General features: G+C 70.6%; 12 protein-coding genes. 5 read left to right on the top strand and 7 right to left on the bottom strand.

Translation table 11 applies throughout. The features are described 5' to 3' along the window. Positions 1 to 13: 13 nt before the first annotated feature. From FDN03_RS00135 to FDN03_RS00120, 4 genes are all read right to left on the bottom strand, one after another. Complete coding sequence (locus FDN03_RS00135; protein ID WP_138173078.1) at positions 14 to 208, bottom strand: hypothetical protein; 195 nt, start codon at positions 206 to 208, stop codon at positions 14 to 16. A 162-nt stretch (positions 209 to 370) separates the two neighbouring features. After that, the gene (locus FDN03_RS00130; RefSeq protein WP_246049782.1) at positions 371 to 1,387 is read right to left on the bottom strand and encodes a type II secretion system F family protein; all 1,017 of its coding nucleotides are present in this window, start codon (positions 1,385 to 1,387) and stop codon (positions 371 to 373) included. Next, positions 1,384 to 2,235 carry a type II secretion system F family protein gene (locus tag FDN03_RS00125; RefSeq protein WP_138172936.1) on the bottom strand — a complete coding sequence of 284 codons (852 nt, stop codon included), beginning with the start codon at positions 2,233 to 2,235 and terminating at the stop codon, positions 1,384 to 1,386. Before FDN03_RS00125 ends, FDN03_RS00130 begins: the two co-directional genes overlap by 4 nt. After that, complete coding sequence (locus tag FDN03_RS00120) at positions 2,232 to 3,458, bottom strand: ATPase, T2SS/T4P/T4SS family (RefSeq protein ID WP_138172934.1); 1,227 nt, start codon at positions 3,456 to 3,458, stop codon at positions 2,232 to 2,234. Before FDN03_RS00120 ends, FDN03_RS00125 begins: the two co-directional genes overlap by 4 nt. A gap of 334 nt (positions 3,459 to 3,792) precedes the next feature. Between FDN03_RS00120 and FDN03_RS00115 the strand changes: the two genes are divergently transcribed. Beyond that, complete coding sequence (locus FDN03_RS00115; RefSeq protein WP_171021072.1) at positions 3,793 to 7,620, top strand: FtsK/SpoIIIE domain-containing protein; 3,828 nt, start codon at positions 3,793 to 3,795, stop codon at positions 7,618 to 7,620. Positions 7,621 to 7,695: 75 nt separating this feature from the next. Here the strand turns inward: FDN03_RS00115 and FDN03_RS00110 are convergent, their stop codons facing one another. Beyond that, the gene (locus FDN03_RS00110; RefSeq protein ID WP_138172930.1) at positions 7,696 to 8,100 is read right to left on the bottom strand and encodes a hypothetical protein; all 405 of its coding nucleotides are present in this window, start codon (positions 8,098 to 8,100) and stop codon (positions 7,696 to 7,698) included. 371 nt (positions 8,101 to 8,471) lie between these two features. Between FDN03_RS00110 and FDN03_RS00105 the strand changes: the two genes are divergently transcribed. Next, positions 8,472 to 8,720, top strand: coding sequence for a WhiB family transcriptional regulator (locus FDN03_RS00105; RefSeq protein ID WP_138172928.1), 249 nt, complete (start codon positions 8,472 to 8,474; stop codon positions 8,718 to 8,720). A 269-nt stretch (positions 8,721 to 8,989) separates the two neighbouring features. After that, positions 8,990 to 11,326, top strand: coding sequence for a Stk1 family PASTA domain-containing Ser/Thr kinase (locus tag FDN03_RS00100; RefSeq protein WP_171021071.1), 2,337 nt, complete (start codon positions 8,990 to 8,992; stop codon positions 11,324 to 11,326). A gap of 190 nt (positions 11,327 to 11,516) precedes the next feature. On the opposite strand, the gene FDN03_RS00095 is transcribed toward FDN03_RS00100, so the two are convergent. Beyond that, complete coding sequence (locus FDN03_RS00095) at positions 11,517 to 12,911, bottom strand: class II 3-deoxy-7-phosphoheptulonate synthase (RefSeq protein ID WP_138172924.1); 1,395 nt, start codon at positions 12,909 to 12,911, stop codon at positions 11,517 to 11,519. A gap of 148 nt (positions 12,912 to 13,059) precedes the next feature. Further along, on the bottom strand, positions 13,060 to 13,725 hold the full coding sequence (locus FDN03_RS00090) for a lysophospholipid acyltransferase family protein (protein ID WP_138172922.1): 666 nt from the start codon (positions 13,723 to 13,725) through the stop codon (positions 13,060 to 13,062). Positions 13,726 to 13,862: 137 nt separating this feature from the next. Here FDN03_RS00090 and FDN03_RS00085 point away from each other — a divergent pair, with 137 nt between their 5' ends. Beyond that, positions 13,863 to 14,687 carry an alpha/beta fold hydrolase gene (locus FDN03_RS00085; RefSeq protein ID WP_138172921.1) on the top strand — a complete coding sequence of 275 codons (825 nt, stop codon included), beginning with the start codon at positions 13,863 to 13,865 and terminating at the stop codon, positions 14,685 to 14,687. Between the two features lie 11 nt (positions 14,688 to 14,698). Further along, positions 14,699 to 15,412 (top strand): hypothetical protein, encoded by a 714-nt coding sequence (locus FDN03_RS00080; protein WP_138172919.1) that lies wholly within the window; start codon positions 14,699 to 14,701, stop codon positions 15,410 to 15,412. Positions 15,413 to 15,427: the final 15 nt, after the last annotated feature.

Raw genomic sequence — 15,427 nt, 5'->3', positions numbered from 1 at the left:
GAGGCTGCCGCGCCTACCCCATCCCGGAGACCCGGTCGATGGCCTGGTTGAACAGTTCCTGCAGCCGCGGCCCGGCCACGGCGAGCAGGGCCGCGACCAGCAACGCGGACATGAGGGTGATCATCACCCAACCGGGCACGTCGCCGCGTTCCTCACGCAGCTTCGGGCCGAGGCGTTCGCCCAGCCGGCGCAGCAGGTCAAGTGTCATCAGCACCAGGGTGTTCAGGTGGTGTTCGAGGGTTTTCATTTTCGTGTTCCTTACCGTCGGAGCGGGTCTGTGGGTTGGCAGGTGGTGCGGCGGGTCGTCGGCAGCGCGGCGGGCGGGTGGGCCCGGCGGGTCGATGACGTGGGCGGAGGTGGCAGCGTCGGTTCAATAGCTCATCTCCAATAGCGATAGTCCGGGGAAGACCGCGAAGATCACGGTCAGCGGCAGCACGCCGAAGACGATCGGCGCCAGCATGGCCACCTCCCGCTTTCCGGCCAGTTCCATCAGTTCCCGCTTCGAGGCGTCGCGCACGTCCTGGGCCTGGTCGCGCAGCACCTGGGCCAGGGGCGTGCCGCGTTCGGTGGCCACCACGATGGCGTCGACGAACCGGGTCATCGCCCCGATCTGGATGCGGTCGGACATGTTCTCCATGGCCTGAGTCATCGGCGTGCCGGAGCGGATGTCGTGGATGGTGGTGGTGAATTCCTCACCGATGGCGCCGCGGCAGATCCGCGAGATCCGCTCCAACGCCCCGGTGGTCGATTCCCCGGCGCCGACCGTCAGCGCCAGGATGTCGGCGACCGTGGGGAATTGGGTCAGGATCTTGCGCGAGCGCTGCTGCACCTGTTCGCCCAACCACCAGCCGCGCGCCATGAAGCCCAGCAGCCCGCCGCCCAGCACCACGATCAGCGCCAGGGCCGGGCCGGTGCCCCGCCCGAAGGCGAGCAGGGCGGCCAGCGTGGTGCCGGTGAGCAGCCCCAGGATGGCGCAGCTCAGCTCCTGGGTGCGGTAGTCCAAAACGCTCATCGTCAGCCCCGCGGCGGCCAGCCGCCGGCGCACCGTGTCCGAGCCGGGGCTGTGCAGCATCGCCAGGCGGCGGATCTGGTTCATCAGCGGTGCGGCCAGTTGGCCCAGGGTGCTGCGTTGGCCCTCGGAACGCCAGGCGTCCTGCAGCATGCGCGAGGAGCGCATGCCCACCCGCAGGTGGGGTGCGATGCGTTCGGCCAGGGTGGGGGCGCGGAAGTGGGGCAGCGCGCAGACGAACACCCACAGCCCGGCGCCCAGCAGCGCGCCAAGCAGGATCGCCCAGGGCAGCGGCGAGTTCACCGCCGCGATGCTCAGCCCCGCGCCGCTGCTCCCCCAGGGGCCCGGCACGGCCAGGTTCGCCACCGAGATACTCATATCAGCACCCGTTCCTCCACCGGCAGCGTGCCCAAACGCAGCATGATGCGGTAGCAGATGAAGGAGACGGCCAGGCCGCAGCCGAGCACCGCCACCCCGGCCGGGGTGGAGTACGCGGCGATCGCCGCCGGCTGGGTGCCCAGCACCAGCAGCACCACCCAGGGGGCGGCGGCCGCCAGCCGGGCCGCAGAGATGATCCAGGACTGGCGGGCCGCCAGCTCGCCGCGGGTCTTGACATCGTCGCGCAGGAACGCGGCCAGCGTGCCCAGGGTCTGGCCCAGTTCGGTGCCGCCGACCTCCCGGGTGATGCTCAGGGTGGTCAGGATCTTGTCCGCCACCGGGTCGGCCAGGCGTTCGCCCAGGTGCTCCAGCGCGGTGGAGAACCTGGCGGTGGCCCGGTAGTCCAGGGCGAAGTCGCGGAAGGCCGGGCGCAGCGTCTCGGGGCCGACCTCGGCCAGCTGGCTGAGCGACTCGGGCAGCGAAAGCCCGGCGCGCACCGCCGAGCGCAGGTGATCGACGACCTCCGGCCACTGCTCCCGCAGCGCCGCACGCCGTTTGGCCGCCTGGTAGCGCAGGTACACCCACGGGGCCAGCAGCCCGAACCCGCCAAAGAGCGCGCCGAACAGGAAGGAGCCGGTCAACGCCAGAATCAGCAGCCCGGCACAGAACCCGGTGCACAGGCACACGAGCACGAACCGGGAGGGGCGCACGGTCGCGATCCCGGCCTGCAGCAGCGCGCCCTGGATGCGGGCACGCGGTTTGCGCCGGCGCACCCACGGCTCGTAGAGCAGCCAGTCGAGAATCAGCGCCGCGCCCACGCCCAGCAGCGCCCCCAGAAGCAGGCTCATAGCCGCTCCCCCATCAGTTCGGCCATGTTGACCCCGGCGATCTGGAACTTCTGGTGCGCCCAGTCCGCCCCGGCGGCCGCGCGCAGCTGGCCCGAGGTGCGCTCAAAGAGCGTGGAGGTTTCGATCTGCCCGTCCTCCACCCGCCCGGGCACCGCCAGGATCTCCTCCACGAAGCGCTGGCCCTGCCCGTCGCGGGTGCAGTGCACCACCACGTCCACGCAGGTCGCCACGGTTTTCACCACGAAGTCGCTGGTGATGTTCGGCCCGGCCAGCAGCGGCAGCGTGCACATTTTGATGATCGCGTCGCGCGCCGAGTTGGCATGCAGGGTGCACAGGCCCGCGATGCCCGAGTTCAACGCGATCAGCAGATCCAGCGCCTCGGCCTCGCGCACCTCCCCGACGATGATGCGCTCGGGGCGCATGCGCAGCGCCTCCTTGACCAGTCGGCGCATGGTGATCTCCCCGGTGCCCTCCAGGTTCGGCAGGCGGGTCTGCATCGCCACCTGGTCACGCAGCGCGAAGTTCAGTTCGAAGATCTCCTCAATGGTGATGACCCGTTCGCGCGGGCCGATCGCCGAGGAGAGGCAGTTGAGCATGGTGGTCTTCCCGGCCTGGGTGGGGCCGGTGACGATCACGTTCATGCCCGCCCCGATCGCGCAGGAAAGGTAGAACGCCGCGTCTTCACTCAGTGAACCCAGTTCGACCAGGTCATCGAGCCGCGCGGCGCGGGCGATGAACTTGCGGATGTTCACCGCCCAGTGCTCTCGGGTGATGTCCGGGATCACCACGTGCAGCCGCGACCCATCCGGCAGCTGGCAGTCGACGAACGGCTGCGACAGGTCCAGGCGCCGCCCGGATGCCTTGAGCATCCGTTCGACCAGTGCGGCGATCTGCCCGGCGTCCAGCCGGATTCCGGTCAGCTCGCTGCGCCCGCCGCGGGCGCAGAACACCTGGTGCGGGGCGTTGACCCAGATTTCCTCGATGCCGGGGTCATCCAGCAGCGGCTGCAGCGGGCCGAACCCGGCCACATTGTCAAAAACGCTGCGCTTGGCCGCCTCCAGCTCCCCCAGCTGCGGCACCGCCCCGAGCAGGGCCCGCTCATCGTAATCCCGCACCACCTCATCGATCAGGGCGCGGATGCGGTGCGGCTCGGTGGCCGGGTCCAGGCCCTGGCGGCGCACCAGCTCACGGACCTCGTCCTCAACGACTGACAGGGCTTCCACGGCCGGGTCCTTTCGCCCAACGGTACTCTTGCGCCTCCCGTGGCCGGGGTACCGTCGGCCGCCTGGCACCGATGCCGGGCTGCAGCCAACGCAGCAAGGTGTCGGCCAGCCCCAGCACAGCCCCACCTGTGATCCATTGATCACGCATGCTATCGGCGCCGCGCACGGCTTTCAAGGGGTGCGCCAAAGAGTGTGGACAAACCCGTGGTGCCCCGCGCTGTCCACATTCGCGCGCACCGCGCCAAGCGCACAGCTCAGCGCGTGGGTTGATGGGCGTGCCGGCGGCACGCCCGGCGGTGAAAGATCAGGGGAAGTAGGGGAAGGCGGTGGGCCGGTGGAGCTGTTGTTGTGCGCCGCGGCGTTCGCCAGGCCGCGGCAGTTCATGCTGCAGGCGGAGGGCGCCCTGGACGGGGCGGGGGTGCAGGAGGTGCTGGACACCCAGTTCGATGTGCCGCGCTGGTACTGCGGGGCGCGGGCGCTGGAGGAGCTCGGGCCGCTGCCGCGCGATGCCCGGCTGCTGCTCAGCGACCTGCCCGGCGATGGTGCGTTGGCGGATCCCGGGCGCCGGGCCGGCGGCGGGCTGCAGCTCTACGTGCCGCAGGGGCCGAACGCCGGGGCCCGGCTGCTGCTGCGCCCCGGGCGGCATCAGGTGGGGCGCTGCGCCCCGCTGTGGCTCGATGACCCGGCCGTCTCACGCCGCCACGCCAGCGTGCAGGTCGATGCCCAGCGCATCATGCTGCACGCTGAGAACGGGGCGCGGCTGGAGGTGTTCGAGCACGGCGCGTTTCACCCCGTGCGCCGGATCCAGCTGCGCCGCGGGATGCGGCTGCGCCTGGGCGGCACCGAGCTGCGGGTTGATGACCCGCTGGCGCAGCTGCCCGCCGCGGGGCTGGACTGGCCGCGGACGGTGCCGGTGCTGCCGGGCCGGCCGGAGCTGGGCCGGCTGCTGACGCTGCTGGGCGCCGCACTGGTGCCGCTGGCGATCGGGCTGGTGCTGCTGGCGGCGACCGGCTCGAAAATCTTCCTGCTCATCTCCGGGGTGTCGGCCGGGTTCGGACTGATTCCCGCCCTGGGGCTGCTGCGCCAGCGTCGGCGGTGGATCGGCCAGGCCCGGCAGCACACCTCCGACCTGCTGCGGCTGCGCCGCCAGCTGGCTCCGCCCCTGGGGGCCGTGATTGCGGCCGGGGCCGGCCCCGAATACCGGTGGCTGGGCGCCACCAGCCCACCACCGCTGCTCTTCGGCGACGGGGTGTGGGATCCGGGGGCCGGCGCCCCGGGCGGGGCACCGGGTGGGGGTGCCGGGAGCACGGGTGAGCACCGGTTCCTTGAGCCCGGCCGGCGCGGCAGCCTGGCCTCCGCCAGCCCGGTGTTCGCGCTGCGTCCCACCGGGGCCTGGCAGCTGCGGGCGAGCCGCCCCGCGCAGGCGGTGCCGGTATTGCTGGCGCTGCTCGCCCAGCTGCTGCCCTCGGTGGTGTGCGGGACCCGGCAGCTGGTGCTCGATCCGCACCTGCCGGATTTGCCCAGCACGCTGCTGCTGTTGCCCGGCGTGCGCCTCGGGGTGCCGCCGGGCCATGGGGCGCAAGCGCTGCCGTTGGCCGGGCCGTTGCCCCCGGCCAATACCGGTGCCGGGATTACCCGAGGCGGTGAGGTGGGCCGGAATCCGCCGGTCTACGTGCTCGCCGGAGCCGCCGCTGCGGTGCCCGGCGCCCTGGTGCTGGGTCTGGGGCCGGGGCCGGTGAGCGAGAACGTGCAGTGGATCGACGTGCACACCCTGGCGTGCCAGCTGGATGATCCACAGGCACGCTTGGACAGTCTGCACCGGCTGGCGCCCGAACATTTCGCCCGGCTGGTCGAATCGCTGCTGCTGCAGCACCGGGCAACCCAACCCCTGCTGCCCGGGCCTCATCGGGCCCCGGCGCACGCCGCTGGCCCGGCGGAGACCACTGGCGCGGCGGAGACCCTGACCTGCACGCTGGGCGTGGATGACCAGGGCGCCGCCGTGCAGCTGGACGTGCTGCGCGACGGGCCGCACCTGCTGCTGGCCGGGACCACCGGGTCGGGCAAGTCCGAGGCGCTGCGCCGGATGATCACCGAGCTGAGCGCCCGGTACGCTCCGGGGGACCTGGCGCTGGCGCTGGTGGATTTCAAGGGCGGGGCCAGCCTGTCCGTCTTCGCCGCGCTGGCCCACACCCAGCTGTTCGCCAGCGACCTGGACACGGCCGGTGCCTTGCGGATGCTGCAGCAGCTGGAGCTGGAGATCGGGCGGCGCGAGCGGCTGCTGCACGCGCACGGATGCAGCGACATCGCCCATTACCGCCAACACCGCGGCCACCAGGATCCGCCGCTGCCGCGGCTGCTGGTCATCGTCGACGAGTTCCGGGTGTTCCTGGACGATGCGCCCGGCGCCGCGCAGCGCATCGACCGGATCGCCACGGTGGGCCGGGCGCTGGGCATCCACCTGCTGCTGTCCACGCAAAAACCCGGCGGCACCCTCAGCGGGCAGACCCGGGCAAACATCAACACGGTGATCGCCCTGCGGGTCAGGGATCCGGCCGAATCCAGCGACCTGGTCGGCACCCCGCAGGCCGCCCACTTCACGCTGCCGGGCCAGGCGGTGCTCACCTCGCCCACCATCGGGCGCCGGGTGCTGCGCTTTGCGCTGGCCGCCCCGACCGCGCCGTACGGGATGCTCGTCGAACGGCACCGCCGGGGTTTTGGCGTCACCTCCCCCAAGCCCTTCGGGCGGGCGCCCACGGCGGCGGAGGCGATGGGATTGCTGGATGCCCACGTCACCGCGCTGGCCACACGCTGGGCGGACAGCGCCCCGGTGCCCAGCCCCTTTGCCCCGTCGCTGCCGACCGGGCTCGGTGCGCCAGCGCTGCCGCCTGGGATGGCACCGGCCGCCCTGGAACCCGGGCAGAGCGCGTGCGGCTGGGTGGATGAGCTCGCCGCGGGGACGTGGGGTCCGCTGCTACCCGCCACGGCCGCGGCAGGTGCCCTGCTGGTGCACGGGCTGCCCGAATCCGGCACCGCCTACCTGGCCGGGCAGCTGGCCCGGATTCCGCGGCGGATCCTGTACTTTGATGCTGCCCCGCTGCCCGAAATCCGGGCCGCGGCCGCCCCGTCCCCGCCCGGGCACGCACCGCACCTGCTGCTGTTCACCGGCCAGGACGCCTATCGCGTGGCCGACGCCCTGGATTTTTTGGCCGCGGGCCGCGCACTGGATGACGTGCTGGTGGTGGTGCGCAACATGGGCGCGCTGGCCGCCGCCCTGCCCCCGGCCCTCTTCGCCCGCCTTGACGACGTGTTGGGCACGGTGATTCGCCAGGCCGCGGGCAGCGGGGCGAACGTGGTGCTCATCGGCGATCGGGACACCTCGGCGCTCAAGTGCGCGCAGCTGTGCGCCGCCCGGTGGTATTTCCCGCTGGGCGCCCCGCAGTCGCTGCAGATGATGTGGCCGAAGCTGCCGGTCGTCTCCGCGCTGGAGGGGCGCGGGGTGGCGGTGGACGCCGCTGGCGGCACCCGCACCATCCAGCTGACGCAGATCGCCGCACCGCCGCCTAACCGGCCGCGCTTCACCACGCTGCAATCATCTGGTGCGGTCAACGCCGCGCCGGCGCGCGACTATCCGCGGGAATATCCGCGGGGGTATCCGCTGGGGGTCGGCGGGCTGCTGGGTGAGCCGGTCACCTTCTTCCCGCAGCGGATCGGCTTCGTGCTGGTTGCGGACCCCGGGTTGCGCCGCACTGTCGCCGAAGTCCTGTGCTCGCGCTGGGCAATGACGCTGCACCGGAAAACCGCAGCGGACGGGGAGCACCCGCCGCCACCCGCCGCAGACCCGGGCCCCCGCCGGGCCGGCTTCCTGCTGGAAACTGCGGTCGGGCCCGGGCAGCTGGGTCTGATCAACGAGCTGGCACAGCAGGGCTGCGCGCCGGTGGTGTTCTGCGCCCCCTCGATGCGGCTGGCCTACGAATTCGGGCTGCCCGGACTGCAGATCGATGAACGCGAGGTGGTGGTGATTGAGCCGCGCCATCCCCTGGACCTGCAGCCGCTGGCCTGGGGCCCGCTGGCGGCCGCGGAAGCGGAGCGAACCGATGGATCGTGGCGGGCGGTATGCAGCATTGCCGGCCAGCCGCGGCAGGTGCTGATCCCCCACCCCTGAAACGCCCACTCGTCGAGGCGCGACGCCGCCACACCGGCCGCAATCATCTTGAGGTGACGGTGGCGGGGTGGGCGGCTAGTGGGTCTTGCGGTCGCCGAGGAACGCGGTGGTCTGCGGGGCGAAGAGCAGCACCAGGGCGATGGCGGCCACGAAGAACGCGGCCACGGCCGCGCCAATCAGCTCGGTCTGGAAATAGGTGGTCGCCAGGATCACCTGGAACAGCTGCCAGGCCACGATCGCGGCCCGGGTCCAGGCCCGGCCCTTGAAGAAGCTGAAAGCCACCCAACCCTGCCAGACGCCGGCGGCCAGGCAGAGGACCACCATGAAGATTCGCCCGGACATGTTCAGCACGCCCGGGTCGTTGATGTGCATCAGGTAGTTGATGCCATAGGCCAGCACGGCCACCGCTTCGAGCAGCACCAGTGCCGCCACGGTCTTCACGCTGGCGGGACGGGCACCGGAAAGTTCGTTGTTGCTCACGGGTTTAAATCTATCGTTTCCGCGCGGGATCTGGCCAAACAGCGCTGCTTGGACCGAAATGTGATTCAGGAACCCATTGTCAAATTCGGGCCGCTGCGGTACGCAATGATTCGTAGTGCGGTTTGTGACTAAGCACTCAGGGTTTACCGCTGATTTCCCTAAAACGACCCTTGTTTACTTACCTGTAACATGAAAACCTTATGAAGTTGGTTCCGGAAGTCAGTGCTTGCCGGACACTATGAAGATTTCGGTTCGTCTCGCACACAGCGACACGAGTTCCACTCCCCCGGCCGTTGCAGCATTGCCAGCCGATCCCTGCGGACGTGGAACCCGGATGGACCTCCCGGCAATTTCAAGGAGCATCAATAAGCATGGATTGGCGTAGCCGCGCGGCGTGTCTGGACAAGGACCCGGAGCTGTTCTTCCCCGTGGGGAACACAGGACCGGCTTTGTTGCAGATCGAAGAGGCCAAGAGCGTCTGCCGCCGTTGCGAAGTCGTGGAAACCTGCCTGCAGTGGGCCATCGAGTCCGGCCAGGATGCCGGCGTGTGGGGCGGCATGAGTGAGGACGAGCGTCGGGCCCTCAAGCGCCGCGCCGCCCGGGCCCGCCGCGCCTCCTAGGCACCTGCCGCTGGGGCGGTGCCTGGGTCATCGCCCGCGCAAGCCTTCACCCGATCCGCCAGAACCGCACCGGTTCTGGCGGATCGGCTCGTTAACCGGCAGTTGCGCGCAGCGGGCAATTGTTGCCATATCGATGCCGTCACCGGGTGGTTAACTAGCTAAATTCCCAGCTGCGCTAGGTAGATTGAACCTAGTGCCAACGTATGAAAGGAGCCGCCCGTGACGCACAGCACCGGTACCCGCCCGATGATCGCGCGTGCGGGCAGACCATGAGCGCGCCATTGCACGACCATTTGACCGGCCAGCTGCTCGATGACCGCTACCGGCTCGATGAGCTGATCGGGTACGGCGGCATGTCGCGGATCTACCGCGCCGTTGACGGGCGGCTGCACCGTCCGGTGGCCGTGAAGATCCTGAACGACAACTACGCGCGTGATCCCCAGGTGCGGGAGCGTTTTGCCTCCGAGGCGGTGATCGCGGCGAACATCAACCACCCGAACGTGGTCTCCACCCGCGACCACAACGCCTCGGGCAGCCTGGTCTACCTGGTGATGGAGTTCGTGCGCGGCCAGAACCTGCACGAGCTGATCAGCCGGCGCGGGCGGTTGACCCCGCGCCAGACGCTGAACGTGCTGGAGAGCATCTGCCGCGGGCTGGCCGCCGCGCACCGCGAAGGCATCGTGCACCGGGACATGAAGCCGGGCAACGTGCTGATGGCCGACAACGGCGAAGTGAAGATCACCGACTTCGGCCTGGCCCGGGTCGCCACCGCGCACACCCAGTCCAGCACGCTGCTGGCAACCCTGCAGTACGCCTCACCGGAGCTGGTCTCCGGCCAGCCGGCGGATTCGCGCAGTGACATCTATGCGGTGGGCGTGATGATCTTCCAGATGCTCACCGGCCAGCTGCCCTACCCGGATGCGACCGTGCCGGCGCTGATGCGCCACCACCTGGAATCCGAAACCCCGCTGCCCTCCACCCGTGTGCCGGGCCTGGCCCAGGACCTGGACGAGCTGGTGCGCTTCTGCACCGAGAAGGACCCGGAGAACCGGCCACAGGACGCCGGGTTCCTGCTTGACGAGGTGATCCAGATCGGCACCACGCTCAGCGACGAGCAGCTGGATCTGGGAGCGGACACCTACGGCGGGATCGGTGATCTCATCCCGGAGGCGGTGCAGCACCCCACCACCGTGCAGCAGCGCCTGGATCATTGGCAGCGCGAACGCGAGGCGCAGCGCGACCCGTGGTGGGTGCGGCCCAACGCCGCCGCAGCCGCAGCCGGCGCCGGGCAGGACGGGCACGATGAGCCGCAGGCCGCGCAGGATCCGACCACGGTGCTCGATGCCGCGGGCCAGCCGACCCAGGCGCTGGGCGCCGACACGCCGGCCACCGAGGCCCACGGGAGCGAGCCGCAGGCGGCCGGGGACCGGGAGCAGCGGACCGGTACCGAGGATGCCGCTGCGGACGCGGGCGGGGATCCGCGCGAAGCGCACACCACCGCCTACCGGCAGGCCAGCGAGCCGGCGACCGTCGCCCACGAGCGTTCCGGGCAGCACCACGCCCCGGCCACCATGGCCATGCCCCGCGAGGAACGTTCCGGGGCCACCGCCATGGCGGAGGAGTCCGCCGACGAGCCGCCCTCAAAGCGGGAGCTGAAGCGGGCGCAGCGCCAGTGGCGCAGGCAGGCGCAGGTGCCCACCCACCGGCTGGGCAAGCCCAGGAGCCCGGCGCAGAAGGTGCTGGTCTCGGTGCTGCTGCTGGCCGTGGTGGCCCTGGTCGCGGCCGGGGCGTGGTTCTTCGGGCGCGGGCCGGGCAGCGTGGTGAACATCCCCTCGCTCAGCGGCCTGGTGCAGGCCCAGGCGGTGCAGCGCCTGGAATCCGCCGGGGTGCCGGTGCGGGTGAACAACGCCTATGACGACGAGGTCGCCCCCGGGCGGGTGATCGACTCGAACCCCGCCGAGGGTGAGAACATCATGCGCTTCCAGGGGGTGGAGCTGGTGATCTCCCGGGGCCCGGAACTGTTCCAGATGCCCGATGTGACCGGGATGGACACCTCCGCCGCCCGCCAGCGGCTGCAGCAGATGCAGCTGTCGGCCCCGAGCGTGGGCCAGGAGTACTCACAGAGCGTGGACGAGGGGCAGGTGATCTCCAGCAAGCCGGCCGCCGGGGAGCAGCTGACCCGCAAGACCGCGACCTCCCTGGTGGTTTCCGCCGGCCCGGCGCCGGTGAACGTGCCCTCCCTGGTGGGGCTGGATGAGCAGGCCGCCCGGGGGGCCGTTGAGGAACTGGGCCTGAGCCTGCAGGTCGGCGAGCCGGTGTATTCCAGCGACGTCCCGCGCGGCCAGGTGGCCGTCCAGGACCCGGCCGAGGGCACGGTTCCGGCCGGGGGCAGCATCAGCGTACAGCTTTCCCAGGGCCCGGAGTACGTGCAGATCCCCTCGGTGATCGGCCAGGAGGTGGAGCAGGCGGTGTCCGCCCTGGAGCAGGCCGGGTTCCAGGTCGAGACCCGTGACATGCTCGGCGGGCACTCCAGCACGGTGCGCCTGCAGACGCCGCTGAACCAACAGGCCGAGCGCGGCGCAACGATCACGCTGTACGTGTTCTAACCGGCCGGCTTCCCGTCCGGTTCGGATCGCTTCCACCTGGCCCGGTTCGGTTCCGTCCGGCCCGAACCGGTTCCGGACGATCCGTTCTCCTTGTTTCGGTGGATCCGGCTTAACGCAGAACATCCCCGAGCGGTGCTCGGGGATGTTCTGGCTTAACCCGGTGGGCCGGGAGGGCACACGGGGTGATCGCCTAGCGGCGGCGTCCGCGCTTCTTCAGCGCCGCGGAGACCAGGAACGCCATCTCCAGGGACTGGCGGTGGTTCAGCCGCGGGTCGCAGACCGACTCGTAGAGGTTGTCGAAGTCCTCCTCGCGGATCGGGTCCGCGCCGCCGAGGCATTCGGCGACGTCGTCGCCGGTCATCTCCACGTGCAGGCCGCCGGGGAAGGTGCCCAGTTCGTCGTGCACCTCGAAGAAGCCGCGCACCTCGTCCATCACGTCGTCGAAGTTGCGGGTCTTGTACCCGTTCTGGCTGGTCACGGTGTTCCCGTGCATCGGGTCGGTCACCCACAGCACCTGGGCGCCGGAGTCGGTGACCTTCTCCACCAGGTTCGGCAGCTTCTCGCGGATGTTCTTCGCCCCCATCCGGGTGATGAACGTCAACCGGCCCGGCTCGCGGGTCGGGTCCAGCTTCTCGATCAGCGCCAGGGTGTCCTCCACCGAGGTGTTCGGCCCCAGCTTCACGCCGATCGGGTTGCGCACCCGGGAGAGGAAGTCCACGTGGGCGTGGTCCAGCTGGCGGGTGCGCTCCCCGATCCACAGGAAGTGCCCGCTGGTGTCGTACGGCAGGCCAGTACGCGAGTCGGTGCGGGTCAGCGCCCGCTCGTAGTCCAGCAGCAGGGCCTCGTGGGAGGCGAAGAACTCGGTGCGCTTGAGCGCCTCGAAGTCCGCACCGCAGGCGTCCATGAAGCGGATCGCCGAATCGATCTCCCCGGCCAGCTGCTCGTAGGCGGAGTGCGCCGGGTTGGCCATGAACCCCTGGTTCCAGGAGTGCACGCTGCGCAGGTCCGCGAACCCGCCCTGGGTGAACGCGCGGATCAGGTTCAGCGTCGCCGCGGAGGTGTTGTACGCGGTGACCATGCGCTTGGGGTCGTGGGCGCGGGATTCGGGGGTGAAGTCAAACCCGTTGACGATCTCCCCGCGGAAAGCCGGCAGCGTCACCCCGTCGCGGGTTTCATCGTTCGAGGAGCGCGGCTTGGCGAACTGCCCGGCCATGCGGCCCATCTTGATGACCGGCATCGACGAGCCGTAGGTGAGCACGACGGCCATCTGCAAGATGGTGCGCACCCGGGCCGAGATCTTATCGGCCGTGGCCCCGTCGAAGGTTTCGGCGCAGTCCCCGCCCTGGAGCAGGAACGCCTTGCCCTGGGCGGCGGCGGCCAGGCGGGCGCGCAGGATGTCGACCTCGCCGGCGAAGACCAATGGTGGTCGCGAACCCAGCTCGGCAATCGAGGCGCTATAGTCCGCGTGCTCGCTCCAGGTCGGCTGCTGGGCGATCGGCAGGTTGCGCCAAAGGTCCAGGTCTGGGTCGGTTGCGGGGCCGGCTACGGAGGAGCCTGGCAGTGGGGTTCGGAATACTTCAGTCACCCTTCCAAGTCTACGGGCCGGGCACCAAAAGCACTGCGGCGAATGTAACATCGGCCCGTAACACTGGCCATCCCCGGGCCCGCCGGACGCAGCCGCGCCGCCGCTGGACGCAGCCGCCAGACCGCGCACCCGGCCGCGGTCTGGCGGCTCAGCGTTTGCGCGGGGCGTAGACGTCGACGTACTGCTGCCCGGAGAGCTGCCCGATCGCCTCGCGGATCTCGTCGGCCACCTGGCGCAAGACCTGCGAATCCTGCGCCTGCCCGCGCCGGTCGGAGAAGTCCAGGGGCTGGCCGATGCGGATGCCGATCCGCCCCGGGCGCGGGATGCGCCGCCCGATGGGCTGGACCTTGTGGGTGTCGATCATCGCCACCGGGATCACCTGCGCCCCGCTTTCCAGGGCCAGCTTCGCCACCCCGAGCTTGGCCCGGTACAGCCGGCCGTCCGGGGAGCGGGTGCCCTCCGGGTAGATGCCCAGCAGCTTGCCCTCGGCCAGCGCCCCGGCGGCGCTGGCCAGTGACTGGGCCGACTTCGCTCCCCCGGAGCGGTCCATCGGCAGCTGGTTGATCGAGCGGAAGAACCAGGCCGTGAAGCGCCCCTTCAACCCGGTGCCGTTGAAGTACTCGTCCTTGGCCAGGAACACCACGGGCCGTTCCAGGCTGGCGGGCAGGAACACCGAGTCGGAGACCGACAGGTGGTTGGAGGCCAGGATCGCCGCGCCGGTGGGCGGCACGTGCTCGGTGCCGGTCAGGTCGATGCGGAAGAAGATCTTCAGCAGGGGGCGGACCGCGAACCGCTTGAGGAAGTCATACAGCACGTTTCTTGGGTTCCTTCGGGTGTCGGTGATGAATCGCAGGTTACCGCAGGGCCGGGGGCGGTGTTCGCCGACCGCGTGGCTCCCTGTAACCAATTGTGCACTAGTCTCGAGGTGTGAGGCGGCAGAAAGGCAGGCTGATGCACCCCCAACCACACCCCAACAACAGCGACGCGGCCACCACCGCGGACGCGCACGTCCCAGCGCAAGCGCAACTGTCCGCGGATGCCCAGCAGGCACCCGCTCCGCGCAAGGACGAGGTCGCGGTGCTGCTGATCCACGGGTTCACCGGCGCGCGCACCGCCATGCGCCCCTGGGCCCAGGCCCTTGAGCAGGCCGGCTACCACACCCAGATGGTGCTGCTGCCCGGGCATGAGACCCGTTGGCAGGACATGGTCAAAGTGCCCTACGCGCACTGGATCCACGCCACCGAGCAGGCGTTTGACGAACTGGCGGCCAGGTACCGCACGGTGTTCGTCGCCGGGCTGTCGATGGGCGGGGCGCTGGCGCTGCACCTGGCGACCCGGCGCGAGGTGGCCGGGCTGCTGCTGACCAACCCGGGGCTGGTCGTGGACTCCCCGCTGGCGCCGTACACGAAGTACCTGCGCTGGGTGGTGCGCTCCACCTCCCCGATCAGCAACGACATCGCCCTGCCCGGGGCCGACGAGCAGGCCTACACGCGCACCCCGGTCGCCGCCGTCGCCCAGCTGCACCGGTTATTCGAGCAGACCCGCCGGCGCCTGCCGCTGGTCACTTGCCCGATCATCCTGTTCCGCTCGGCCAGCGACAACGTGGTCTCCGACGCCTCGGTGCGCGCCCTGTTCGACGGGCTGGCGCCGAACTCGAAGATCCAGCGGGTGGACCTGCCGCACAGTCTGCACGTGGCCACCCTGGACTACGACGCGCCGCTGATCTTCGAGCGCTCCGCCCAGTTCATCGCCACCCACACCCCGGCCCGGACCTAGGCAGCGGCGCGGTGGACCCGAAGGACCAACGACCCTCCAGCACCCCGGACCCGCAGTGGGATGAGCTGGTCGCCCGGCTGCAGGCGGCCGGCCCGCTGCCGCGTCGACCCCGGACCGGGTCCGACGGGGACCAACCCGGGGACCAGGCCGGGGAACAGACCGGGAACCCGGCGCAGAGCGGGAGCCCAGATCCCGGCGCCGCGGAGACGAAGCGTTCGAACGACGATCCCACCCGGGAAGCGGACCAACATACGTCCGGGAAGCACGACCCCGCAGGCACCGACACCGGGTCCGGCGGCCAGTCCGCTCCCGGCACCCCGGGCACCCCCGGCAACTCCGTCTTCCCCGGCCACTCCGTCACCCCGGGCCCTGCCGGCAAGGCGGGCAACACGGGGCCCGAATCCCACGATGAGCGCTTGCGCCGGCTGTTCACCACCGGCCCCGGGGCCAGCGGCCCGCGCGATTACGCGCTTCAGGAGGAACCGGACGGGGAATTCGTGCCGGAGGACCCGGTGGCGATCGGGTCCGGCGACCCGGTACTGACCCTGGCCTGGCTGGCCGCGGCCGGCGGCCCGCTGGCGCTGCTGCTGGGCGTGATCTTCTTCCGCGGCGCGCCCACGGCCCTGTTCATCGCGCTGGGGCTGATCACCCTGGCCGGGGTGGGCCTGCTGCTCTACCGGCTACCCAACGACCGCGATCCGGGAGATGATGGGGCTAGGGTATAGCCAACTTGGCCACAG

Origin of the sequence: Glutamicibacter sp. V16R2B1, from assembly GCF_005774635.1 — a bacterium.
GTDB lineage: Bacteria > Actinomycetota > Actinomycetes > Actinomycetales > Micrococcaceae > Glutamicibacter > Glutamicibacter creatinolyticus.
This window is presented reverse-complemented; position numbering and strand designations above follow the sequence as displayed.

Bases quoted from the DNA above. Each gene is read 5' to 3' on its own strand.
- FDN03_RS00130 (WP_246049782.1), bottom strand. From the start codon at position 1,387: ATGAGTATCTCGGTGGCGAACCTGGCCGTGCCGGGCCCCTGGGGGAGC.
- FDN03_RS00135 (WP_138173078.1), bottom strand. From the start codon at position 208: ATGACACTTGACCTGCTGCGCCGGCTGGGCGAACGCCTCGGCCCGAAG.
- FDN03_RS00085 (WP_138172921.1), top strand. From the start codon at position 13,863: ATGCACCCCCAACCACACCCCAACAACAGCGACGCGGCCACCACCGCG.
- FDN03_RS00125 (WP_138172936.1), bottom strand. From the start codon at position 2,235: ATGAGCCTGCTTCTGGGGGCGCTGCTGGGCGTGGGCGCGGCGCTGATT.
- FDN03_RS00105 (WP_138172928.1), top strand. From the start codon at position 8,472: ATGGATTGGCGTAGCCGCGCGGCGTGTCTGGACAAGGACCCGGAGCTG.
- FDN03_RS00100 (WP_171021071.1), top strand. From the start codon at position 8,990: ATGAGCGCGCCATTGCACGACCATTTGACCGGCCAGCTGCTCGATGAC.